Here is a 21,974-nt window from a genome sequence, read left to right on the forward strand (position 1 = left end):
TAAAGGTTTATAAAATGAAAAAAACATTGCTTACTGCCAGCATTCTCACCTTAAGCTTAAGTGGTTGCGTGGCCGATGATGGCGGCCAATTACTGGGCGCCGGTCTTACCGCATTTCAAGGCATGACCATTAGTAAAGCCGAGCTTCAGACTCAAGCTAGCTTAGCGGCACAAAAAATGGATGCACAAAGTAAATTAGCGCCTGCCAATAATGCGTATAGCCAGCGCCTCGCGAAAGTGACGCGCGGTTTAACCCAAATTGATGGCACGCCACTTAATTTCAGAGTCTACTTAGATAAAGAAATTAACGCCTTTGCGATGCCAGATGGCACGGTGCGCGTTTATTCTGGCCTGATGGATGTGATGAAAGATGATGAACTTATGGCAGTGATTGGTCATGAGATTGGTCATATTAAATATGAACATACCTTAGGACAGTTTAAAAATGCCTACTTAACGGCCGCCGCTCGCCAAGCGGCATCGGCAGCAGGTGGCACCATAGGTGCGCTAGCGTCCTCAGATTATGCCGAGCTAGGTAGCCAGTTTTTAAGTGCGCAGTTTTCGCAAAAAGATGAATTGCAAGCGGATGTCTACGGCGTAGAAGTGCTCTGCCAGCAAGGCATGGACCCTTATGCCGCCATGCGCTCCCAACAAGTGTTAATGCAACACTCAGGTAATGGCGGGGGCTTGTTCTCCAGTCACCCGGCTACGGGTAAGCGTATTGAATTAGTACGCGACGCCGCCGCCAATGCTAGCTGTGGCTAAAATAGCGTAAAGCGTTAAGTGATGAAATAAACACCGGATCAATTGATGCGGTGTTTTTGTATTAGAGCTCTAGCTTTTGGCTTCAAGCTTCTCGCTTTTTAAAGGTGTGTTATGTCTTTATATTCCACTTTTTGTCGGCACATGCAGGGGCTTACCGCACAACACACTTTGTTGGTGGCTTTTAGTGGCGGGCTAGACTCCACAGTATTGCTGGCGCTAGCGGCACGCTTTGCCAAAGAGCGCGGCATTGCTATTAGAGCTTTGCATATCGCTCATGGCTTACAAGATGCCGCTAAAGCGTGGCCTCAGCATTGTAAGAATGTGGCCGCTTTGCTTGATGTTGAATGTGTGATGAAAGAGGTACACATAACCTTGGGGCCGAGAATTAGCCTAGAGGCTGCCGCCAGAGACGCGCGCTATCAAGCCCTTGAACAGCTAATGAGCGAACATGATATTTTACTCACCGGCCATCACTTAGACGACCAAGCAGAAACCTTATTATTGGCGCTAAAACGGGGCGCGGGTATCGCTGGCTTGGCGGCCATGCCTGAGCGAAAACCCTTTGGGTCTCAGTCTCAATACCAGCACTGGCGCCCCTTACTTGGCTGCTCTCGCCAAAGCTTAGAAATTTATGCCAAAGAGCAGGGCTTAAACTGGGTAGAGGATCCCAGTAATAGGAATGATGAATTTGATCGTAATTTTTTACGTAATCAAATTCTGCCCCGCTTGCTTAAGCAATGGCCGTCTTTTAATCATACTGTGGCGCGCAGTGCTGAGCTGTGCGGTGAACAATTGCAGCTGGCGCAAGAGCTAGCCGAGCTAGACTTTCCAAGTGTGAAAAATAATAGTGGCGGCCTTAAAATTGCCGGCTTACAGGCTTTAAGTGTCGCGCGGCGCCATAATGTGCTGCGCCATTGGCTGCAGCTACACAATGTGTACCCTAGTCGCACTCAACTAGACGCTATCTGGCAACAAGTAGCCTTGGCACGACGAGACGCTACACCGCAGGTGAGATTGGGCGCGGCTAGTATTTTGCGTTATCAAGGTGCACTTTATATACCCAATGCCACAGGCAAGACGCAGGTATTACAGGAGTTAATACCAGAGCGTTGGTTAGACGCGGGAGTAGGGCGGCTGCGCTTAAGCTGGGTTGAGCAAGGCGCAGATCTTGATGGCGAGCTGAGTTTGAGCCAGTTGCAGCTGAGCTTTAATATTCACGGCTTACGCGCCCAACCCCAAGGACGAGCGAGCTCACGGGCGTTAAAAAAACTTTGGCAAGAATATGCAGTACCAACTTGGTTGCGCGCTCACATGCCGCTATTGCTTATCGGTAATGAGCAGCTGGTTGCGGTACCAGGCTTGTTTGTTAGCCAAGACTATGCAGCCAAGCCAAACCAAGCAGGCTGGCGCTTAGAGTGGCGTGCAGCAGATACCGAGGCGAACTTGGTATGAGGAGAGATGTTCGTTATGCTGGCGAAAGTCAGGATCTTAAGCTCCGTCGTCATCCTGAGGCACATCAGGATCTGGTTTAGTTTTTAGGGTCTAAGAACGAGATACCGGAGCCAGTCCGGTATGACGGTGTGTTTTTGGTGTATGCTGTCATCCTGGCGAAAGTCAGGATCTTAAGCTCCGTCGTCATCCTGATGGCCATCAGGCTCTGGTCTAGTTTTAGTACCTAAGAGTGAGATACCGGAGCAAGTCCGGTATGACGCTAATATTTGTCATCCTGAGGCACATCAGGATCTGGTTTAGTTTTTAGGGTCTAAGAACGAGATACCGGAGCCAGTCCGGTATGACGGTGTGTTTTTGGTGTATGCTGTCATCCTGGCGAAAGTCAGGATCTTAAGCTCTGCCGTCATCCTGATGGCCATCAGGCTCTGGTTTAGTTTTAGTATCTAAGAGTGAGATATCGGAGCCAGTCCGGTATGACGGTAATATTTGTCATCCTGACGAAAGTCAGGATCTTAAGCTCCGTCGTCATCCTGATGCACATCAGGATCTGGTCTAGTTTTAGTATCTAAGAGCGAGATACCGGATCAAGCCCGGTATGACGCTAATATTCGTTATCCTGACGCACATCAGGATCTGGTCTAGTTTTAGTATCTAAGAGCGAGATACCGAGGCAAGCTCGGTATGACGAGAGGTGTGCAGGAGATACCGAGGCCAGCTCGGTATGACGGTAGGTTTTGGCTTATAGCGGCCAGCTTTTACTTAAAGCTTGCCCAAATTGGCGCGTGATCGGAGGGTGTTTCGATGCCGCGCAGCTCGTAATCGATACCCGTCTCCACTAGCTGCTCGATTAAGGGCGCTGTGGCTAATACCAAATCGATACGCAGCCCACGATTATCATCAAAGCCGCGGCTGCGATAATCAAACCAAGAGTATTGCTCAGTTTGCTGAGGGTTTTGTAAGCGCCAAGTGTCCGTTAAGCCCCAGCTTAATAAACGCTCCATCCATTCGCGCTCCTCGGGTAAAAATGAGCACTTACCCTCACGTAGCCAGCGCTTACGGTTAGGCTCACCAATACCAATATCTAAGTCAGTATGAGAGATATTTACATCGCCCATCACAATCACCGCCTCATCTGGACTGTGATATTGGTTGAGATAGGCCTGTAAGTCTTCATAAAACTTCGCCTTGGCCGGAAACTTAGTTTCGTGTTTGCGGTTTTCGCCTTGTGGGAAATAACCATTTAAAATTGTCACTTCACTGCCATCGGGGCGTGCAAAGCGGGCCATGATCATTCTGCGCTGGGCATCTTCATCATCACCGGGAAAACCTTTTCGCACCTCAAGTGGCGCTTGCTTACTTAGCATGGCGACGCCGTAGTGGGCTTTTTGGCCATGAAAGTGTACGTGATAACCCATGGCTTCTACGGCTGCCACCGGAAACACCTCATCATGTACTTTGATTTCTTGTAAGCCAATGACATCGGGCTGGTGTTTATCGATAATGGCTTGCAGTTGGTGCAAACGCGCTCTAAGTCCGTTGATATTAAAAGAGATCACTTTCATTGCGAATATATGCCTAATCTAAAAACCAGTCATTAACTGAGATGGAAGAGCCCCTAGGCTAACAAAAAACACGGACCACGGCATTAAAAGCGAAGCTTTAAACAAAATGTGGATCCGCTGATCCCAATCCTAACTCCAGAGCTCGCTTTTGTCTGGCTAGGCGCTGAGTACCGAGCGCAGTGTTAAGTTACATTTTGTTACAAAATGCAGAGCAATAGACATAGTTTAGGCAAGCGAACGCGCTACACTAGGGCGAGCTTGGATAAGGAACACAAAAGCATGGAATTTAAGACAATAAATAGGGGCTATTTGGGTGCTTTGTTGGCGCTCATCCTCAGCGTGGCTCCTATGGCGCAGGCGCAATATAAGGCTGTAGTGACTACGGCCACAGTGAGCGAGCAGCCGGTGACGTCGAGCGTTGAGCTTATGGGTACCTTGAGTGCTAAGCAACGCGTAGCCATTGCGCCCCAAGTGAGTGCTCGGGTGACTAAAGTACACTTTGTCTCAGGCCAAGAGGTTAAAAAAGGCGATATTTTACTGAGCTTAGATGACAGAGCCGCTAACGCTCAAGTCAGTGAAGCAAAAGCGGCATTAATGGATGCGCAGCGCATCTATAAAAATTTTCGTACCTTATTTAGTCGAAAAGCCGTGACCCAAACCGAATTAGATGGCCAGCAAGCTGCGGTTGCCATGGCACAAGCTAAGCTGGCTGCCGCTCAAGTACAAGCTTCTTACTTAACGCTACGCGCGCCTTTTAGTGGCGTTATTGGGCTTACGGATGTAGCACCTGGGACGCTGCTAAATGCGAATGAGCCGGTAGCCGAGCTCTCGGATCTCAGTGAAGTGAAACTGGATGTAGCGTTAGCGGAAAAATACCTTAATAAAGTAACTCAAGGCCAAACGCTTACCGCTTATAGTGACGCTTTTGGCGATAGAGCCTTTACGGGGAAATTAGCAGTAATAGCGCCCAGTGTGGATAGCGAAACCTTAACTGCCAAGGTGCGCCTCGTCTTTGATAACCCGCAACTCGACCCCGATGCCAAGCCAGAGGCGGCGCTATTAGTGCCAGGCATGTTAATGCGGGTAACACTTAATGTGGATAATCGGGTACAGCTCGCCATTCCGGTGCAAAGCTTGCTCTATGCTGGCCAGCAGCGCTATGTCTATGTGGTGGATGATGAAAATAAGGTGAGCCGCCGCGATGTGACCATAGGTCGTAATTTAGGCGAGCAAGTCACCATTGTTGAAGGGCTGAGTGCGGGTGAGCAAGTTATTAGTGCCGGTACGGTAAAAGTACGGGAAGGCAGTGTGGTTGAGGTATTAGATGAAGATCTCTGATCTCTCCATTGCCAGACCCGTGCTGGCGACGGTAGTAAGCTTAATGCTGTGCGTATTTGGCTTAATTTCATTTTTAGAACTGCCGCTTCGTGAGATGCCAGATACTACCTCGCCGGTAGTAACGGTGCGCACCAGCTATACCGGCGCCAGTGCTGCCGTGCTAGAAGTGCAAGTGACCAAGCGCTTAGAAGATGAGTTATCCGGCATTAGTGATGTGAAATATATTAGCTCGAGTACCAGTGATGGTAGCTCGAGCATTACCATTGAGTTTGACCCTAACCGTGATCTTGATAGTGCGGCCAGTGATGTGCGAGAAGCCGTGGCTCGCGCTTCTCGAAAGCTGCCTGATGACGCAGATGCCCCCATTGTCACTAAAGATACGGGGCGCAACGATGTTATTTTGTGGATAACGCTACGCTCCACTGGCATGTCGCCGTTGGCCATGGGCGATTATGCAGAAAATGTATTAGCGGATCGCTTTAGCTTGCTCGATGGTGTGAGCTCAGTGGTGGTAGGCGGGCGAAAAGAGCGGGTAATGAATGTGCGCCTCGACCCCATCGCTATGGCGGCGCGCGGGGTGACGGTCAGTGATATTCGCGCCGCACTGCGCTCGCAAAACGTCGAGCTGCCAGCGGGTATGTTAGAAAATAGCCAGCAAAATTACGCCACTCGTATTCAGCGCAGCTATGAAGAAGCCATTAATTTTCAACACTTAACCATACGAAGCATCGATAGTCATAGTCGCGTTTATTTATCGGATGTGGCTCAAGTGTGGGAGGGAGAAAAGCCCGAAAACACCCTGTTTCGCTCTAACGGTCAAAATGTGGTGGGACTTGGCATCGTTAAGCAAAGCCAAGCGAATACCTTAGATGTGGTTAATGAAGTTAAAAAGGCGATTAGCGCCCAACAACCCTTCTTACCAGAGGGCACTGAGCTCACTTGGACCTTTGATAGCTCGGTATTTATCGACAGCGCCATTAGTGAGGTATACCAAACGCTGTTGATCACCGTCAGCTTAGTCGTGTTAGTGATTTATATATTCTTAGGCCAAGTGCGCGCCACGCTTATTCCTGCGATTACGGTGCCGGTGTCTTTGATCAGTGCTTTTATTGCCGCTTATGCGCTGGGTTATTCGGTGAATCTTATTACGCTGATGGCGTTGATTATGGCCATTGGTTTGGTGGTGGACGATGCCATTGTGGTGTTAGAAAATATTTATCACCATCTGGAGCGGGGGCGCTCGCCACTGGCCGCCGCCTATTATGGCACCCGTGAGGTAGGGTTTGCGGTCATTGCCACCACCCTCACTTTAGTGGCGGTATTTGTGCCCATCGTCTTTATGGGCGGCATTATCGGACGAATTTTTACCGAGTTTGCGGTGTTATTGTCGGCTGCGGTGGTGTTTTCTTCCATAGTGGCGCTGACGTTAAGCCCAGTGATGAGCGCTAAAATATTAAAAGCCCACCAAATGCCTAGCTCCTTAACGCGATATTTTAATACAGGCTTTGTTAAGTTAGAGCGTGGTTATCAGCGCTTGCTAAGTAAAGGGCGAGGTCGTCCTTGGTGGGCGCCAATAGTCATGGTAATAGCGGTGGGGCTGACCACTTGGTTACTAACGCAAATACCCCAAAGCTTAACGCCTAAAGAAGACCGAGGCTCGGTATTTATCATGGTGCGCGGCGCTGAAGGAGCCAGCTTCGATCGCATGAGCTTGGCCATGGGCGAAATTGAGCAACGATTAAATCCCTTACTGGAAGAGGGCATTGCTACTAATTTAACGGTGCGTACCCCAGGCTTTGGTGGTGGGGTAAACAGCGGCATGGTGATTATGAGCTTAGAAAGTTGGAGCCAACGTAGCGTACCCGCCGAGCAGATAGTCAATCGGATTCGCGGGCTAACGGCGGAGGTAGCAGATGTGTTGGTGATCCCTATTTTACCCTCATCAATTCGAGGCGGCTCTAGCACGCCGGTGGAGTTTGTACTTACTGGTAGCGATTATGAGGAGCTGTATAGCTGGGCGGAGCAGCTGCGTGCTTTGGCGCGAGATAATCCAGGTTTAAGCGATTTAGAGCTCGATTATGCCCAAACTAAACCCGAGCTATTAGTGGACGTGGATCAAGTACGCGCCGCTAAGCTGGGAATTTCAGTCACCGACGTGGCCGATAGTTTAAATGTGATGTTAGCCGGGCAAGCCATTACCACCTATGAGCGCCAAGGTGAAGAATACGATGTGTTCTTAAAAGGCCAGCAAGATGGCTTCAAGCAACTGAGTGACTTGGGCGGCATTTATTTGCGCAGTGGCCAAGGAGAGGTGATCGCCCTAGATAATTTAGTGAGCTTAAATGAGCAAGGCACGTCAGCGTCACTTAACCATTACAATCGTAAAAAAGCCATCACGCTGAGTGCCAACTTAGTCGGTAATTATAGCTTAGGTGAGGCGCTGGATTACTTAGATAAGCTGGTGCGTGAGCATTTGCCCGATAATGCAGTGGCCGATTATAAAGGCGAGTCATTAGAATATAAAAATAACCAAAGTGATGTGGCTTTTGTGTTTGGCTTGGCACTGGTCGTGGTGTTCTTAATTTTAGCGGCGCAATTTGAAAGCTTTATTCATCCCTTTATTGTGTTGCTAACAGTACCACTTGGCTTAGTAGGCGGCTTATTAGGCTTATATCTGGCTGGTATGAGCTTAAATGCCTATAGCCAAATTGCCATGGTGATGTTGATAGGCTTAGTGACTAAAAACGGCATCTTAATAGTGGAGTTTGCTAACCAATTGCGCGATCGCGGAGTGGCTTTTGATGACGCCATTGTGGAAGCGTCGGTGCGTCGGTTACGCCCTATTTTAATGACCGCTTTCACCACTATTATTGGGGCTATTCCGCTTATTTTAGCCAGTGGCGCTGGCGCAGAAAGCCGCCAAACTATTGGTGTGGTAGTGTTTGCCGGTGTGTCTTTAGCGACCTTACTCACCTTATTTATTGTCCCTGCTATGTATCGCTTATTAGCACGCGGCACGCAATCGCCAGAGCATCAAGCACGCTTGCTCTCTGTGGCACTTAAGGAGGCGGGGACGGACGAATAGTGCATAGGGAATAGGGGATAGTGAGTCGGGGATAGGGAATAGTGGCTCGGTGTGGGGAGCGGTGAGGGGGAAAATCCGCACACTGTACCAAGCTTAAAACTAGGTCCTGACATGCGTCGTGATGACGGCCGTTTTCACCAAAGTGGCACGCATTTCTTGTCATACCGGTACTGAAACAAGTTCAGCATGACGGCCCCGGTATCTCGCCCATGGGTGGAGAACCTAAATCAGATCCTGGCTTTCGTCAGGATGACGGCCTCGGTATCTCATCCTTGGGTGTAGAGCTTAAAGCAGATCCTGACTTTCGTCAGGATGACGGCCACTGCTCGATATTCACCAATCTCCAACCCCCAATCCCTCTTCACTCACTAGGCCATCGCTTTCACTGACTCTATGATGTCTAGCATGCGGCTGGCGTCTTGGGGGAGGGCGCGGTTAAGTTGTTCACCGGCAAAGCGAGCTTGAGTGCGAGGGCTTAAGTTGCTGTTTACTTCATAAGGCAGCGCAGCGTGATCGACGCGCAGCGGCTCGGCGCGCATCGCTAGCATTAAGCGCAGGCTGTCTTGTTGCAGCTCATTGGCAAGCGCCGATAATTGCGGCGCTCTAATAGTGTCTTGTTCTTCGGCATAAAGAGGCTCAGCGTTAGGCAGCTCAAAATACTGGCGCCAATTAATTTGGCCTTGTTCATCTTTATCCGCTTCAATGCGAGGTAAGTCGCGCGCATCATCTGACAGCATGGCCAATAACAAGCCAAAATCGCTACGACGGCCATCGGCAACCGCATGGTTAAGGCGGTCTCCGAGTTGACTGTCGTTAACGAGTAGCGAGTTATGGGTTTCTGTCAGCATAGTTAAGTGTAAAAAATAGGCATTTGGTTAGTTATCGGCAGCAAAGTCGATTTAATTAGTAAAAACTTGGGCTTAGGGGTTCACAAAGCTAATTCTTTTGGTAAGATGCGCAGCACAAAGTGTGGAGGAGTTCCCGAGTGGCTAAAGGGATCAGACTGTAAATCTGACGGCTCCGCCTTCGCTGGTTCGAATCCAGCCTCCTCCACCATTTATTAATAATGGCGTGAGTTAACCCACACTGTTTAATTAAGTTAAAAATTAATCGCAGTCAATAATAAAAAATTTTGCTAAAGGTAAATTAGCCATCCCATTTTAAAAAGTTTTAATGTGGAGGAGTTCCCGAGTGGCTAAAGGGATCAGACTGTAAATCTGACGGCTCCGCCTTCGCTGGTTCGAATCCAGCCTCCTCCACCACCTTTTAAAAAGCCAGTGCTTAGCACTGGCTTTTTTATGTGTTTTTTATGAACATCACGACATACGTTTTACGCCGTACGTTGCGAGTTAAAAACAGCGGGAGTGTCTTTTACGTATAGCGTACGGCGTATGACTTTTTTAGCTGTTATTTTTAGCTGCTCGGCAGCCTTTAATAGCTGGCGCTAACAACTCGAGCGCGGTTTGCGTACAAGGCGGCAGTTGTGCCTCTGAAGTCGCGACTGGCGTGGTGCGCTCGCCCCAGCGGATCACGCCCGCACCCCAAGTTAAGCCGGCACCAAAGGCGGCAGTGAGTAGCAGTGCACCTGGCTTAATACGCTCTTGCTCTAGGGCATCGCATAAGGCGATGGGAACTGTGGCTGCCGAAGTATTGCCGTATTGCTCAAGATTAACCATGATCTTTTCGCTAGGCAGGTTCATCTTCTTAGCTAGGGTGTCGATAATGCGCACATTCGCTTGGTGTGGGAGTAATAAATCAATATCTTCCCCGTTTAAACCGGCCTGTGTTAATACTTCAGCGGCAGCCTCGCCCATGCCTTTTACGGCTCGCTTAAAAATTTCCTTGCCCTCAAAGTTAACTGAAAATAAGCCATCGGTTTGCGCAAATCGCTCTCTGGCTGTGCCTGAGTTAGGAATGGCCAAAATATCATTAGCTTCGGCATCGCAGCCTAACTTATCAGCAATTAAGCCAAGCGGTTGCTCACAGGCTTCGATGATGACAGCCCCCGCGCCATCGCCAAATAACACCGCAGTATCACGCTGAGTCCAGTCTAAATAATGAGTTAAACGCTCGGCACCGATGACGAGTACGCGCTCCATGGTACCGGCCTTAATCAGTGCGCTGCCGACACTTAAGCCATAAATAAAGCCGGTGCAGGCGGCATTAATATCAAACACTGCCGCTTTAGTCGCGCCAAGGTTGCGTTGCACACTTGAGGCGGCGCTGGGCACTAAGGTATCGGGGCTGGCGGTAGCTAAAATAATACCATCGAGTTGGTCGGGTGTTAATCCCGCAGCGGCTAGCGCATGGTGCGCTGCCACCGTGGCTAAGTCTGAGGTATTTACATGAGCGATACGGCGCGAGCGAATGCCGGTGCGACTATAAATCCAGTCATCTGAGGTATCGAGAAAAGTACTTAAGTCATCGTTGCTAAGAGCCGCAGGAGGAAGACATTTCCCCCAGCCGGTAATATTGGCGTAGCGCATAATAGACCTGTAAAAAGAGTGGTGGTGCTTTTGTTATGCCTGAGCCAGCTTAGGCTGTCAAATTTGGTAGGCGCTGGTGTGACTGAGTAATGTTACTGCTAGCTAAGCGCTAAATTCGTCCTTGGCGGCGCAACCGTTTTTCTACCCAAGTGCGATATAACCAAGACAGACAAGGACGAATAATCGGTAAGCCAATAAACCATGCGAGTAGCTTTAAGCGCGGCACTCTTTGCATTAATAAGATGTAAGCATCGATTTCGGTAAGTATTTTGCCATCTTCAGTTTGTACGTGTAGCTCACGCATCACCTTGCCAGGATCTAATCCTAGACTTAGTAACACCTCTTCACGGTCGGTAATATCAAACCAATAAATATCCTGGCCGCCATCTCCCGCCCAGCGTTCATAATTGGCTCTGTCTTTGATACAGCCCTCACAACTGCCATCGTAAAATACCACTAATTTATGATGAGACTGTTTGCTATCCATTAAAACCCCCTTAGTAGTAGTGAATGGGGAACAGGGAATAGCAACCACCTTAAGTGCAAAGCTCCCAATCCCTAGTCCCAAGTCCCTCGTTCTTTTTCTACCTAGGCGCCTAAGTAACGCTGTTCTAAATGTAGCTTAAAAGCACAGGCGTTAAGTGGTTGCCCACAGGCTTGAGTGATTAAGGCGTCAGTCTCTAATAGGCTGGCATGTTGCCAAATATTGCGTTGTAGCCAGCTAAAAATACTCGATAAGTCGGTGCTAATTAAATGGTCAAAGGTGCCTAATTCTGTTTGTATCGCTTTAGCTTGTTGCGCGGCATACAGGGCGCCTAAGGTATAACTTGGAAAATAGCCAAAGCTGCCATCGGTCCAGTGAATATCTTGCATGCAGCCATCTTTATAATTGCCTTTAGTGCTTAAGCCTAAATATTGCTGCATTAAATTATCCCAGCGCTCGGGCAAGTCTTTAGCTTGTAGTTTACCTTCAATTAAGTCGCGCTCAATTTCATAGCGCAGCATTACATGAGCCGGATAGGTGAGCTCATCTGCATCTACCCGAATGAGCCCAGGCTGAACGCGGGTATAAAGCTTTGCTAAATTATCGCTACTAAAGGCGGTTTGCTCACCAAAGTGATGACTTAATAACGGAGCCAGCTTAGCAATAAAAGCGGGGTGGCGAGCCAATTGCATTTCAAAGAATAAACTTTGTGACTCATGAATACCCATAGAACGCGCTTGGCCTACGGGTAAACTACGCCACTGTGCTGGTAAGCTTTGCTCATAGCGAGCATGTCCCGTTTCATGGATCACACCCATTAGCGCTTGAGCTACGTCGTTTTCATCATAACGAGTAGTGAGGCGCACATCTTCGCTAACGCCGCCACAAAAAGGATGCACGCTAACATCTAAGCGACCATGGTTAAAATCAAAGCCTAGCAGCTTCATTACTTCAAGGCCCAGCGCTTTTTGGTGACTAGTAGCAAAAGGGCCCTGAGGTAATTGAACTTGCTCAGCACTTTGCTTGGCTTGTACTTGAGTAATTAAGCCTGGCAACCACTGTTTAACGTCATTAAAGAGTGGGTCTAGAGTGGCGCTGCGCATGCCGGGCTCAAATTGCTCTAATAAGCTGTCGTAATAAGACAGACCTAGCGCTTCACTGCGTGCCGCGGCCACTTGGCGAGATAAGTTTAAGACTTCTTCGAATAAGGGTAAAAAACCCGCCCAGTCATTGGCAGGTCGCAGACTGCGCCAAGCATGTTCACAGCGCGAACCTGCTAAAGAAAAAGCTCCCACTAAATCACTGGGCAACATAGTGGCATCGCGCCATTGGCGCTGCATGACCGCTAAACTTACTTGTTGTTCAGGCGTTAGTGACTCAGCTTGAGCCGCTGAAAACCACTGTGCTAATTGAGGTGCTTGCAGTTGTTGATGACTAAGTACGGCAAGCGTACTCATGGCCTCAGAGCGCGCTTGGTTGCCGCCGGCTGGCATCATAGTTGCCTGATCCCAGCCACACATAGCTGCAATATGTTGCAAATGATATTGTTGTTGAAAGTGCTGAGTAAGGGCTGAGTAAGACATGCGGGCTCCAAAAAACATAAAAACAAAGCCGAAGTTAACCATAAAGCGCCCAGCCTGCCAAATAACAGGCGCTATTTAGCGAGCAGATTAAAATGAGGAAAGTGCTAACAGAGAAAGAAACCTTTAAAGGTGCGGGCAACCATAATGAAAAAACGACAAGTCCCGAGGAGGAGGGACTTGCCGTTATTAAAATAAGTTAGATAACTAACTCAGTACTTAGGTCGTTTATTATTAAGTGTTTAAGCAGTCTTAAATGTCACTCTCAAGTAACACATTTAAATTAAAATTTAAGTAATAAAGTTAATTATTAACATTAGTACTCTATTTAATTTAGCAAATCGTCTTATTTAGTAAAAAGGTAAAAAAGTTAGATTACATTTCTTCTTCTGGTTGCACCGAGGTGCGTACCTTATAAACAAAGTAGCAGCAGATAGAGCTAACGATAACGGTAGTTACTATGATAGTCATCATAGACATAAAGCCAATGTCACTGCCAAACATTAAATCAAGCCAAAAAGCCATAGTCGTCTCCCTTCGTGTGCGCTATGAAGATATCTTAGCGATTGCTTGTAAAGGAATGCTGATCTTGATCAATAAAAGTGACTATCGCGAATTTATCGGTAAAAGAGGCTAAATTTAGCGAAATTCGTACAACAGCCGCTAACTTCTGCTATTGATGAAAAGTGCTTACAGATAAATTATCCATAAAAAATGCCGACATCGTCATTAAATAGAAAACCCACCGAGCTGTTAAGATGAATAATAACGTTAATAGTCATACTATTGTGGCGTTAATACTTTATGTAAGTCATAACCGTCTTTGTTAAGTAATTTAATTAAACCTTGTTCTCCATATAGGTGAAGCGCCCCCACCACTATTAGTGCCTGCTTGGGCGCTTGCTGCTTAAGAGTGCTCAGCCATAAATGGTTGCGGGCAATAAGCAGCTCTTGGCGAATAAAATCGCTTAATCTAGGCGAACCTTGGTCGTCTAATAAGGCGAATAAGATCGCTTCGTCACCCCTTTGCCACGCACTAAATAAAGCTTCTAAATGCTCGGCAAGCTGGGCTTGTTCTTCTAAGCTGTGCCGCACAAAGTCAGCTTCTAAATTTTGCTCCACAAGGTTGGCCATTAATTCAAACACTAAGGTGGGCGGCTCTAAACTAGAAATGGTTAATTGTTGTTGCTCGGCAGCGCGTAGTAATTGTAAGTCCACACCTTGTTCGCTTGAAAAGCCTAAGCGTTGGGCATGAGCTTGGCTTAATTGCATTACGGCCAGCCAGGGCGGCAGTTGGGTTAATGGCGTCAAGTTTTGCTCGATAATATCTTGGCGCAGTTGCTGACTTAAGGCTTTCCCTAAACGGCTATCCCAGTGTTGCAAAGGCGAGCCATTTGCCGAGTCTAAAGTCATAAAAGGGGCGAGTACTTGAGGAGTGATGTCGCGCGGATCCACTTCTAAATATAGATGTTGGCTGTGTTGTAAACTGGCGAGCAGCTCCTTAGGCAGTGTGGCCAAACGCTCATCGGCTAAATGAATGGAGCCAAATAACCACAGCTGCTGTGAACCTTTAGTGGCTGACCATAAGGCCGGGGCGGCCACACTGTAACCTGTGCATAACCACAGTAATAAAAAAGACACTATTTTCATTTAACATCCTATTTTGCACCGCTAATTTTGCTTACACTGCAGATCATTATGTTACTTATATTAGGAATAGATTATGCCTCATTTGCGCTTTCGTGGTTTGTCTCGCGTTATTGTTAAAGAAATTAGTAAAACTTTAGTGACCACTCTCGCGCCCGTGGTTGATAGCCCAGAAAATCACTTTGTATTGGAGTTTATTCCTGCCGAGTTTGTATATGACGGCCTTAATGTTGCAGGCCAGCCACTGGTGGAGGTGCTGTGGTTTTCTCGCCCCCAAGCACTGCAAGACCAAGTGGCTGAGCTGATCACTCAAGCACTGCGCGCGCACCTTGAGCCAGAGCAAAATATTTGTGTCATTTTTACTCCACTGACCGGCCAGCAATATTATGAAAATGGCCAGCATTATGGCTAGCCCTCAGCTTAGCCGCCAGCCTTGAGTAATAAACGATCCAGTGCGCGAGCGCTAAGGATACGACGTAGCCAACTCATCATGTGAGTAGGGCGAGTGATGGGATAGCGGATTTTAGCCCGCTTGCTGGTAAGCGCGTGTAACAAAGGTGCCATACAAGCCTCGGGCGCTAAGCTGAACTTAGAACTCGGGCCGGGGCGTTGTAAACGCGCCAGTGTTTGCTGATACGCTTGGCGATGGCGACCTGGCTCGCTAGCAATATATTTATCAAACGCGGCTTTTGAGTTTGCTCTAAATTGAGTTTCTATGGGGCCCGGTTCAATTAAGCTAATTTGTACCCCAGTGCCCGCAAGCTCTAAACGTAAGGTGTCGGTATAGCCCTCTAGCGCAAACTTAGAGGCATTATAAGCACCCCGAAAAGGCAGTGCGATAATGCCTAAAATAGAGCTATTTTGAATAACACGTCCCTCTCCCGCGGCCAACATAATGGGCAATACTAACCGTGTAAGATGATGAGTACCAAAGAGGTTAGTATTAAATTGCTCACGCAGCGCCGCTGTGGGTAAGTCTTCTAGCGCGCCCGGTTGACCGTAGGCGCCATTATTAAACAAGCCATATAAGCGGCCACCGGTTAGTTGCAAGGTGGCCGCTACGCCAGCCTCAATACTGGCTTCATCACTTAAGTCTAATTGTACCGCCGTCAGCCCCGCTGCGGTTAATGCCGCTACATCTTCGCGACTGCGCGCTGAGGCGATAACTTGAAAACCCTGAGCCGTTAAAAAATGCGCCGCACATAAACCGATACCAGATGAGCAGCCAGTAATTAGCACGCTTTTTTGATTATTAGTTATCATATATTCTCTATTAAATTTTGCGCCGTCCTTGTGGCTCTGTACTGTGCGGTAAATAACTAAGAGCTGCAATAGTAGCCGCAACAGCCTTAAGACATTCTCTCCTCCCTCGTCATGATCAACTAAAATAAAAGGCTATTAAGCGAGGAATATGGATATGCCCAACTTAAATAGTGAGCCTAAACTTATCGCTAACCAGTTGTGGGGAGCCATGCCCCATAGGGTACGCCAGCGTTTAGCGCCTTTTTTAAAACGAGTGCCTTTAACAAGTGGTACTGAGTTAACTGAAGCTGGAAAAAAATGTTGCTTTGTCTACTTTCCTACTCACGGCCAAGTGACTATTTTTTATGTGATGAGTCCCAAATATGAAGTCGTTATCGCGAGTGTAGGAAAAGAGGGGATAGTGGGAGCCTGTACTTTAGTAGAGGGACCTGTGTTTAAATTGCGCAGTTTAGTCAATGTATCGGGTAGTGCTTATCGCTTACCCAGCTCGCTTTTAAAGACGGAGCTGGTGCAAAACACGCAATTGCAATCCGTATTTTTGAGCTATCTTCATCAGCGGATGCTAGATGCCAGTCAAATGGCGTTATGTAATCGCTTTCATACCATTGAACAACAATTATCTCGTTTTTTATTAAGCGTGTCGACGGCCGCTCCAGCCCAGCATATTTTTCTTACTCAAGAGCTGATTGCAAAAAATTTAGGAGTACGTCGTGAAGGAGTTACGCTCGCCGCAAGCAAGTTACAGCGCTTAGGCGTGATCTGTTATCACAGAGGTCATATTCATATTTTAAATCGCGAACATCTTAGTCAATGTGCTTGCGAGTGCGACTTTGACGCATCGCTCCCTATTTAGTGTTTACTAATGAAAATAGCGCCGCTTAGGCTGAGTTGCTTAAGCGGCGTAACATAAGAAACCTCATTATTAGTGAGCTCTAATTAAATGAAGTGTTTACTATAGATATAGTGAGCGACTAATAAAGTTAGCTGTTTATTATTTAGTAGTTTTTTTACTGGATGATTTATCTTGAGATTTAGATTTATCTCCTTCTTTATGCTCGCCAGTTTTGGATTTATGACTAGGGTCATTATGGGGCGCGTTTTTATCAGTTTGGTTAGAAACGTTAGCTGTTTTCATGGCTCACCTCTAATAACCTAAGCACGAAATTGTGCTTAGACATTAAAATAATGGCAGCATAAAATAAAAGTTCTGTATGACATCACACATAACTAGCTATATTTTTAAGCGTAAGAAGACTAATTACTAAATATTCGATAAAAATGAATTACATCTTAGAGTCTTACGCTTTTTTATAACACTTTAACTGTCGCTAATATGGAATAAAGACCATGATATTTATCGAGACTGGCTTATATGTGCGAATTGAAGAAATGGAAGGCGATCGTGCTCCTATGCCTAAACCTTTAGCGAGTGGTTTTATTAAAGAGCATGCATATCGTGTTTTGGGTGTTCATAGCCCAGCAGAAACTTCAGATGCTTATTTAATACTCAGTAATGAACGAGATGAACTATGGTTTATCTGTAATCGCCATTTGCGCACCGTGGTGGTAAAAGAAAAAGGTCCCTTTAGATTAGCGTTGACTGCTTTACTCTAAGTTTCTGTTAAGTCTAAGGGTACGTAATAGCCTCATGCTGAGAAAAATATGGATTATCTTTGGGAAGCGTTGGCTTATGGTATTCCTGATACCCGGGAGCTAACCCATTTTACTTTTCGCTTATTGGGCGCCTCTTTTTGTGGCGCTCTAATTGGTCTACAACGAGAGCGGGCGGGTAAGCCGGCGGGAGTACGTACTCATATTTTAGTGTGTTTAGGGACGGCCACTTTTATCTTAGGCTGCTCGAGTATTGGCATGACGCTAGACGGCTTGTCGCGGGTTATTCAAGGCATAGTTACTGGCATTGGCTTTATAGGTGCTGGCACCATTTTAAAGTTAAACGATGAGCAAAACATTAAAGGCTTAACCACGGCAGCGGGATTATGGATGACGGCAGGCATTGGAGTAGCCGCTGGCGTGGGCAGCTTAGGTGTGGCCTTGTTAGGCACCGTGATCACTTTAATTACCTTGGCGCTAGTGCGCCCGCTTGAGCTAACTAAAGAGCAACTTGCGATTAAAAATGGCACTGATAAAGAACAATAAAAAACAGTAAAATTAACGGATTAACTCTGTACCGCAGCCATCTCTGTAACTCCGTCATCCTGACGAAAATCAGGATCTAGCTTTACTAAGATACAGCGACCGCACCATATGATAATGGATAAGCAGGTCTTGTTATTCGAGCAACTAATTATCCAGATAGGTATAAACAACTGTGCAAGGCAGGCATTAAAAAGGCACCCTAAGGTGCCTTTTAATTCATTATTAAGATTTATAAAGCGATTATAGTGGGCGCTGATAAGGCTTAGTACCATAGAAGTCGTGAACGCTTTGTTCCCACATTGGGTCTGCCATATCGGGCCAGTCATCTTTTTCAAAGCCCGGAGCATTTTCTAGCTGCTCTTTACTCACATTCATCACAAAGCGCTTGGCAACTGTGTCTAGCGTGAGTGCTCCCCAGGGTACGGCAAACAGTTTAGAGCCTAAACCAAGAAATCCGCCAAATTCTAGCACCGCATAGCTCACACCACCGGAGCGCATGTCTAGCATGATCTCTTTAATATCGCCCAAGTTTAACCCTTCATGATTAAACACATTATTTCCAATTAAGGTTTCTGCACCCATTAAATGGGGGCCTGGGCCGTCCTCGCTGCTTAGTGCGGCAGGATTATTTTGAAATGGACGATACATACCCATGGAATCGCGATTTTCGTAGTTCATGTTAGATCTCCATAATTAATGTGATTATCTATACAAACTCAGGTGTTCGCACCCTTGATATTTAAGGTAGTAGATATATTTCTGCTTGTATATGCCTGTAACCAAATTGTAAAATACACCACGCCTGTTTTTGACGTTACTACATTAAGTATTGCTTAATCGCTATGTAAAAAGAGTGTGTATATAAGCTATTTTAAATTAATAATTTAGTAAGTACTTAACCAAAGATGTTATTACTAGCGGCTAGCTAATAGGTATTTATTAAGTGAGTTATAAAATCTAGCTACATAGACTTCTCGCCTTATAATAACCATAAAATCGCACCGGTAAATAATGCGGCCACCGTTAACACACTGGCCAGCTGTCGCATTCGCCTATGAGACTGAGCGGCAATATCATGACACTTCATACGATGTTGTGCCTTGCGAGACTTAGCCACCGCCGACCAAAAAATTAAAATCGCTACCAACACAAACATTTCTGCCGCAGCTTTAGCTACTAGTAAATGCTCGGTATCTTTAAACACCGCCTTTAGTCCTAGGGCCAGCGCAATGGCCGCCATTCCGGTTCTCATCCAGCCAGCAAATGTGCGTTCATTAGCAAGCATGGTTCTGTCTTCTGCCCATTGGGTGCGTGTGTGCGCCAAATCGTTAGGGTGAGTAGTAGTGTGCGGGCTGGACTGCACATTTTCTTGTTCCGCCATTAGTGTCACGTTCTCGTCTGTCATTGATAAAAGTGAGCAGTTAGTTATTAGTTTCTTTTAAAAAGATAGAAGAGAATTTAACAAGCAGGGTGCTCTAGCGCTGTGATCAATAAAAAAAGCAGCCCGTAGGCTGCTGATTAGTGTGGTAAAATAGTATATTAATGTGCCAATTAAGATGAAGTATTAGGCTCTACTTGTTGCGCCACGGCGGATAATAGCGCTTGCAAGGTGGCAGAGGTGGTATCTTCTGCCAAGGCGGCTGCGCTAGAGTGCACCTCATTAATACGCAACCGAATACAGGCCAGAGCATTGGCCGTGGTGCCTTCACCTAGCGCAAACTCATCATAGGCTTCTACGGAAATATTAATGCCATAATGGCTATTTAGCGCCTCTGCTACCGCTTCCACTGCGCCAGCGCCATGGTTTTTAAGCTGAATAGGCTGAGTCTCGGGGCCAAAGCTAATTTGTGCTTGCACGCCTGCTTGGTCGCGCTGTAAATCATAAGAGACCAGCGCCCAGTTGGGATTAACCTTAAGGTATTTTTCTTCAAACAAACGATGAATGGTCAGCGAGTCAATTTCGCCGCCATTGGTTTCTGCCTCGGTTTGTACCACCTTGCTAAATTCAATCTGCAACCAGCGGGGCAAGCTAATGGCATAGTCGCGCTCTAAGATATAAGCCACGCCACCTTTACCCGATTGGCTGTTAATACGCACGACCTCATCGTAGTGGCGGCCAAGATCTGCAGGATCAATAGGCAAGTAGGCTACATTCCATATATCTTCTGGTTTGCGCAGCGCCAAGCATTTACGAATGGCGTCTTGGTGGCTACCAGAAAACGCAGTAAATACTAAATCGCCTGCATAAGGATGGCGCGGGTGAGTAGCAATATCGGTGCAGGCTTCTACGGTTTCCACAATTTCTGCCATGCCCGATAAGTCCAATTTCGGATCTATGCCTTGAGAATAGAGATTCATGGCTACGGTCACTAAGTCCATATTACCGGTGCGCTCGCCATTACCCATTAAGGTACCCTCAACGCGGTCGGCGCCGGCTAATATCGCCAATTCCGCCGCCGCTACTCCACAACCCCGATCGTTATGGGTATGCACACTAATACTAAAGTGCTCGCGATTTGCCACATGATCACAGACCCACTCAATTTGATCGGCAAACACATTGGGAGTAGACATTTCCACGGTAGCCGGCAAATTAATTATCACCGCTTGTCCTAAATCAGGACGCCATACACTATTCACGCTATTAATCACTTCTACTGCAAAATCCAGCTCGGTACCGGTGAAACTCTCGGGTGAGTATTGAAAAGTCCATTGGGTTTCGGGTGCTTGTTGTGCATGCTCTTTCACCCAGCGCGCGCCATTCACCGCAATCTGGCAAATGCCGGCTTTATCTAAACCAAATACTTGCTCGCGCTGCACGGTAGAGGTGGAGTTATAAACATGCACTATGGCTTGCTCTGCCCCTTTTAAAGCGTCAAAGGTGCGAGCAATAAGCTCAGGTCTTGCCTGAGTTAATACTTGTATACGGACATCGTGCGGGATGCGATTTTCTTCAATTAATTTACGGCAAAAATCAAAATCTGGTTGGCTAGCAGCCGGAAAGCCAATCTCAATTTCTTTAAAGCCAAGCTTTACCAACAAATCAAACAGCCGCTGCTTTTGCGCCACACTCATCGGCTTAATCAAGGCCTGATTACCATCACGCAAGTCCACCGCACACCAACGGGGTGCTTGCTCAATGACTCGATCGGGCCAACGACGATTAGGTTTATTAATCGGCTTAAATGCTACGTATTTTTTATGATCAAAGCTCATGTGCCGCACCTTAGAATTTGTTCAACGAGATATGCTAATAGCATAACGCACCTTGCCCGGTGATAAATTGCGTTATTGCCCGGCAGGGCTATTTTTTAGCAATATTATTGCGTTTAAAGGTATTTATGGGGTGAGGTTAGCCAATTTACTTTAAGTGATAAGTGCTTGATGGCTTAGTCCTACTAAGGAAGAGTCTTGAAGAAGATAACGTTAAGCTAAAGGGCAGACACAAGCGTCGCGTATATGCCCATTGGGACGATCCAGTGCTCGATAGCGAACGGCTTTGAACACCTTGTCATGTGATTTTTTTAAGGCAACGTATCGTATTGCATCAAGCTTACTCGTTGCCAAGTGTAATGTGTCATGGGTTTTGCTCAAGAATACTTGGATTATTAGTCACTATGGGTTTGAAGCAGTTGATGGCGCCCCCAGCAGGAATCGAACCTACAACTAAGTCTTAGGAGGACCTTGTTATATCCATTTAACTATGGGGGCGGCGCAGGCTGTTATAGTAGCGTTTTTGGGGTGAGTAGCACAATACGCAGCCGGTTAAGTGGCGGTTTATCCAACTGAAAATATCGTTTAGCGCATTACGCTATACGCTTTCAGTTAAAGGCACACTTTGCCTCTGCAATCGGGCATGAAGCTATAAGGGATAAAAAATTTAAGAGCGAGATACCGAACCAAGTTCGGTACGACGGCTAGTAACAGTTATCCGCAGTAAGCTGCTTGGCAGATCTGTTCAGAATTTTTTGCTCTTTGTTTAACTTATCGCTTATGGCTTTAAGCTTAGGGCTCCCCGAATGGGGAGAGATCCTGAAGCGAGTTCAGGACGACGATTCAAAATAAGATCCTGACGTTCGTCAGGATGACGGCTTAAAGCGAGACTCTGATAGTCATCAGGATGACGGCATAAAACTGTCAGAATGGCGGAGTAAAA

The 21,974-nt window shown here is 46.9% G+C and carries 20 protein-coding genes and 3 tRNA genes; 10 read left to right on the top strand and 13 right to left on the bottom strand.

Annotated features, from left to right (window positions below; genetic code table 11):
• Positions 1 to 14 precede the first annotated feature (14 nt).
• Both CBP12_RS00705 and tilS read left to right on the top strand, forming a co-directional pair.
• Positions 15 to 764 carry a M48 family metalloprotease gene (locus CBP12_RS00705; RefSeq protein WP_086962013.1) on the top strand — a complete coding sequence of 250 codons (750 nt, stop codon included), beginning with the start codon at positions 15 to 17 and terminating at the stop codon, positions 762 to 764.
• A gap of 111 nt (positions 765 to 875) precedes the next feature.
• Complete coding sequence (tilS, locus tag CBP12_RS00710) at positions 876 to 2,216, top strand: tRNA lysidine(34) synthetase TilS (RefSeq protein WP_086962015.1); 1,341 nt, start codon at positions 876 to 878, stop codon at positions 2,214 to 2,216.
• 755 nt (positions 2,217 to 2,971) lie between these two features.
• Here the strand turns inward: tilS and xthA are convergent.
• A complete protein-coding gene (xthA, locus tag CBP12_RS00715) occupies positions 2,972 to 3,778 on the bottom strand; it encodes an exodeoxyribonuclease III (protein ID WP_086962017.1) in 807 nt (268 codons plus the stop codon).
• Positions 3,779 to 4,057: 279 nt separating this feature from the next.
• On the opposite strand from xthA, the gene CBP12_RS00720 reads away from it, so the two are divergent.
• Positions 4,058 to 5,116 (top strand): efflux RND transporter periplasmic adaptor subunit, encoded by a 1,059-nt coding sequence (locus CBP12_RS00720; protein WP_086962019.1) that lies wholly within the window; start codon positions 4,058 to 4,060, stop codon positions 5,114 to 5,116.
• Positions 5,103 to 8,201, top strand: coding sequence for an efflux RND transporter permease subunit (locus tag CBP12_RS00725; protein WP_086962021.1), 3,099 nt, complete (start codon positions 5,103 to 5,105; stop codon positions 8,199 to 8,201). The genes CBP12_RS00720 and CBP12_RS00725 overlap by 14 nt, the downstream gene beginning before the upstream one ends.
• Positions 8,202 to 8,569: 368 nt before the next feature.
• On the opposite strand, the gene CBP12_RS00730 is transcribed toward CBP12_RS00725, so the two are convergent.
• Entirely contained in the window at positions 8,570 to 9,049 is a 480-nt protein-coding gene (locus tag CBP12_RS00730; protein WP_086962023.1) for a VC2046/SO_2500 family protein, read from the bottom strand.
• A gap of 123 nt (positions 9,050 to 9,172) precedes the next feature.
• Between CBP12_RS00730 and CBP12_RS00735 the strand changes: the two genes are divergently transcribed.
• Positions 9,173 to 9,257: transfer RNA gene (locus CBP12_RS00735), tRNA-Tyr, on the top strand.
• Positions 9,258 to 9,378: 121 nt separating this feature from the next.
• A tRNA-Tyr gene (locus CBP12_RS00740) sits at positions 9,379 to 9,463 on the top strand.
• Positions 9,464 to 9,601: 138 nt separating this feature from the next.
• Here the strand turns inward: CBP12_RS00740 and CBP12_RS00745 are convergent.
• The 5 genes from CBP12_RS00745 to CBP12_RS00765 all read right to left on the bottom strand — a co-directional run bounded on the left by CBP12_RS00745 (position 9,602) and on the right by CBP12_RS00765 (position 14,401).
• Positions 9,602 to 10,687 carry a ketoacyl-ACP synthase III gene (locus CBP12_RS00745; protein ID WP_086962025.1) on the bottom strand — a complete coding sequence of 362 codons (1,086 nt, stop codon included), beginning with the start codon at positions 10,685 to 10,687 and terminating at the stop codon, positions 9,602 to 9,604.
• A 109-nt stretch (positions 10,688 to 10,796) separates the two neighbouring features.
• Positions 10,797 to 11,174 (bottom strand): thiol-disulfide oxidoreductase DCC family protein, encoded by a 378-nt coding sequence (locus CBP12_RS00750; protein WP_086962027.1) that lies wholly within the window; start codon positions 11,172 to 11,174, stop codon positions 10,797 to 10,799.
• A 101-nt stretch (positions 11,175 to 11,275) separates the two neighbouring features.
• Complete coding sequence (locus CBP12_RS00755; RefSeq protein WP_086965254.1) at positions 11,276 to 12,754, bottom strand: carboxypeptidase M32; 1,479 nt, start codon at positions 12,752 to 12,754, stop codon at positions 11,276 to 11,278.
• 372 nt (positions 12,755 to 13,126) lie between these two features.
• A complete protein-coding gene (locus CBP12_RS00760) occupies positions 13,127 to 13,276 on the bottom strand; it encodes a DUF3149 domain-containing protein (RefSeq protein ID WP_086962030.1) in 150 nt (49 codons plus the stop codon).
• A 258-nt stretch (positions 13,277 to 13,534) separates the two neighbouring features.
• Positions 13,535 to 14,401: a TraB/GumN family protein gene (locus CBP12_RS00765; RefSeq protein WP_086962032.1), complete on the bottom strand. Its 867-nt coding sequence runs from the start codon at positions 14,399 to 14,401 to the stop codon at positions 13,535 to 13,537.
• A 73-nt stretch (positions 14,402 to 14,474) separates the two neighbouring features.
• Here CBP12_RS00765 and CBP12_RS00770 point away from each other — a divergent pair, with 73 nt between their 5' ends.
• Positions 14,475 to 14,810 carry a DUF1904 family protein gene (locus tag CBP12_RS00770; RefSeq protein ID WP_086962034.1) on the top strand — a complete coding sequence of 112 codons (336 nt, stop codon included), beginning with the start codon at positions 14,475 to 14,477 and terminating at the stop codon, positions 14,808 to 14,810.
• A gap of 8 nt (positions 14,811 to 14,818) precedes the next feature.
• On the opposite strand, the gene CBP12_RS00775 is transcribed toward CBP12_RS00770, so the two are convergent.
• The gene (locus CBP12_RS00775) at positions 14,819 to 15,661 is read right to left on the bottom strand and encodes an SDR family oxidoreductase (protein ID WP_086962036.1); all 843 of its coding nucleotides are present in this window, start codon (positions 15,659 to 15,661) and stop codon (positions 14,819 to 14,821) included.
• A 154-nt stretch (positions 15,662 to 15,815) separates the two neighbouring features.
• Here CBP12_RS00775 and CBP12_RS00780 point away from each other — a divergent pair, with 154 nt between their 5' ends.
• Entirely contained in the window at positions 15,816 to 16,514 is a 699-nt protein-coding gene (locus CBP12_RS00780; protein WP_157420019.1) for a Crp/Fnr family transcriptional regulator, read from the top strand.
• Positions 16,515 to 16,652: 138 nt separating this feature from the next.
• Here CBP12_RS00780 and CBP12_RS13430 read toward each other — a convergent pair whose 3' ends face one another.
• Entirely contained in the window at positions 16,653 to 16,796 is a 144-nt protein-coding gene (locus CBP12_RS13430) for a hypothetical protein (RefSeq protein ID WP_157420021.1), read from the bottom strand.
• 212 nt (positions 16,797 to 17,008) lie between these two features.
• Between CBP12_RS13430 and CBP12_RS00785 the strand changes: the two genes are divergently transcribed.
• Positions 17,009 to 17,275: a hypothetical protein gene (locus CBP12_RS00785; protein WP_086962040.1), complete on the top strand. Its 267-nt coding sequence runs from the start codon at positions 17,009 to 17,011 to the stop codon at positions 17,273 to 17,275.
• Positions 17,276 to 17,323: 48 nt separating this feature from the next.
• Positions 17,324 to 17,818, top strand: coding sequence for an MgtC/SapB family protein (locus CBP12_RS00790; RefSeq protein WP_086962042.1), 495 nt, complete (start codon positions 17,324 to 17,326; stop codon positions 17,816 to 17,818).
• 240 nt (positions 17,819 to 18,058) lie between these two features.
• Here CBP12_RS00790 and CBP12_RS00795 read toward each other — a convergent pair whose 3' ends face one another.
• The 4 genes from CBP12_RS00795 to CBP12_RS00810 all read right to left on the bottom strand — a co-directional run bounded on the left by CBP12_RS00795 (position 18,059) and on the right by CBP12_RS00810 (position 21,529).
• Entirely contained in the window at positions 18,059 to 18,496 is a 438-nt protein-coding gene (locus CBP12_RS00795) for a PRC-barrel domain-containing protein (protein ID WP_086962045.1), read from the bottom strand.
• 301 nt (positions 18,497 to 18,797) lie between these two features.
• Entirely contained in the window at positions 18,798 to 19,199 is a 402-nt protein-coding gene (locus tag CBP12_RS00800) for a YidH family protein (protein WP_086962047.1), read from the bottom strand.
• A gap of 170 nt (positions 19,200 to 19,369) precedes the next feature.
• Complete coding sequence (leuA, locus tag CBP12_RS00805) at positions 19,370 to 21,034, bottom strand: 2-isopropylmalate synthase (protein WP_086962049.1); 1,665 nt, start codon at positions 21,032 to 21,034, stop codon at positions 19,370 to 19,372.
• 420 nt (positions 21,035 to 21,454) lie between these two features.
• A tRNA-Arg gene (locus tag CBP12_RS00810) sits at positions 21,455 to 21,529 on the bottom strand.
• Positions 21,530 to 21,974: the final 445 nt, after the last annotated feature.

This window comes from Oceanisphaera avium (assembly GCF_002157875.1).
Lineage (GTDB): Bacteria > Pseudomonadota > Gammaproteobacteria > Enterobacterales > Aeromonadaceae > Oceanimonas > Oceanimonas avium.

Coding starts and splice junctions, on each gene's coding strand:
- CBP12_RS00760 (WP_086962030.1), bottom strand. CDS start 13,276: ATGGCTTTTTGGCTTGATTTAATGTTTGGCAGTGACATTGGCTTTATG.
- CBP12_RS00780 (WP_157420019.1), top strand. CDS start 15,816: ATGCCCAACTTAAATAGTGAGCCTAAACTTATCGCTAACCAGTTGTGG.
- CBP12_RS00770 (WP_086962034.1), top strand. CDS start 14,475: ATGCCTCATTTGCGCTTTCGTGGTTTGTCTCGCGTTATTGTTAAAGAA.
- CBP12_RS00790 (WP_086962042.1), top strand. CDS start 17,324: ATGGATTATCTTTGGGAAGCGTTGGCTTATGGTATTCCTGATACCCGG.
- CBP12_RS00720 (WP_086962019.1), top strand. CDS start 4,058: ATGGAATTTAAGACAATAAATAGGGGCTATTTGGGTGCTTTGTTGGCG.
- leuA (WP_086962049.1), bottom strand. CDS start 21,034: ATGAGCTTTGATCATAAAAAATACGTAGCATTTAAGCCGATTAATAAA.
- CBP12_RS00705 (WP_086962013.1), top strand. CDS start 15: ATGAAAAAAACATTGCTTACTGCCAGCATTCTCACCTTAAGCTTAAGT.
- CBP12_RS13430 (WP_157420021.1), bottom strand. CDS start 16,796: ATGAAAACAGCTAACGTTTCTAACCAAACTGATAAAAACGCGCCCCAT.
- CBP12_RS00765 (WP_086962032.1), bottom strand. CDS start 14,401: ATGAAAATAGTGTCTTTTTTATTACTGTGGTTATGCACAGGTTACAGT.
- CBP12_RS00785 (WP_086962040.1), top strand. CDS start 17,009: ATGATATTTATCGAGACTGGCTTATATGTGCGAATTGAAGAAATGGAA.
- CBP12_RS00795 (WP_086962045.1), bottom strand. CDS start 18,496: ATGAACTACGAAAATCGCGATTCCATGGGTATGTATCGTCCATTTCAA.
- CBP12_RS00750 (WP_086962027.1), bottom strand. CDS start 11,174: ATGGATAGCAAACAGTCTCATCATAAATTAGTGGTATTTTACGATGGC.
- CBP12_RS00730 (WP_086962023.1), bottom strand. CDS start 9,049: ATGCTGACAGAAACCCATAACTCGCTACTCGTTAACGACAGTCAACTC.
- CBP12_RS00745 (WP_086962025.1), bottom strand. CDS start 10,687: ATGCGCTACGCCAATATTACCGGCTGGGGGAAATGTCTTCCTCCTGCG.
- CBP12_RS00725 (WP_086962021.1), top strand. CDS start 5,103: ATGAAGATCTCTGATCTCTCCATTGCCAGACCCGTGCTGGCGACGGTA.
- CBP12_RS00775 (WP_086962036.1), bottom strand. CDS start 15,661: ATGATAACTAATAATCAAAAAAGCGTGCTAATTACTGGCTGCTCATCT.
- xthA (WP_086962017.1), bottom strand. CDS start 3,778: ATGAAAGTGATCTCTTTTAATATCAACGGACTTAGAGCGCGTTTGCAC.
- tilS (WP_086962015.1), top strand. CDS start 876: ATGTCTTTATATTCCACTTTTTGTCGGCACATGCAGGGGCTTACCGCA.
- CBP12_RS00755 (WP_086965254.1), bottom strand. CDS start 12,754: ATGTCTTACTCAGCCCTTACTCAGCACTTTCAACAACAATATCATTTG.
- CBP12_RS00800 (WP_086962047.1), bottom strand. CDS start 19,199: ATGGCGGAACAAGAAAATGTGCAGTCCAGCCCGCACACTACTACTCAC.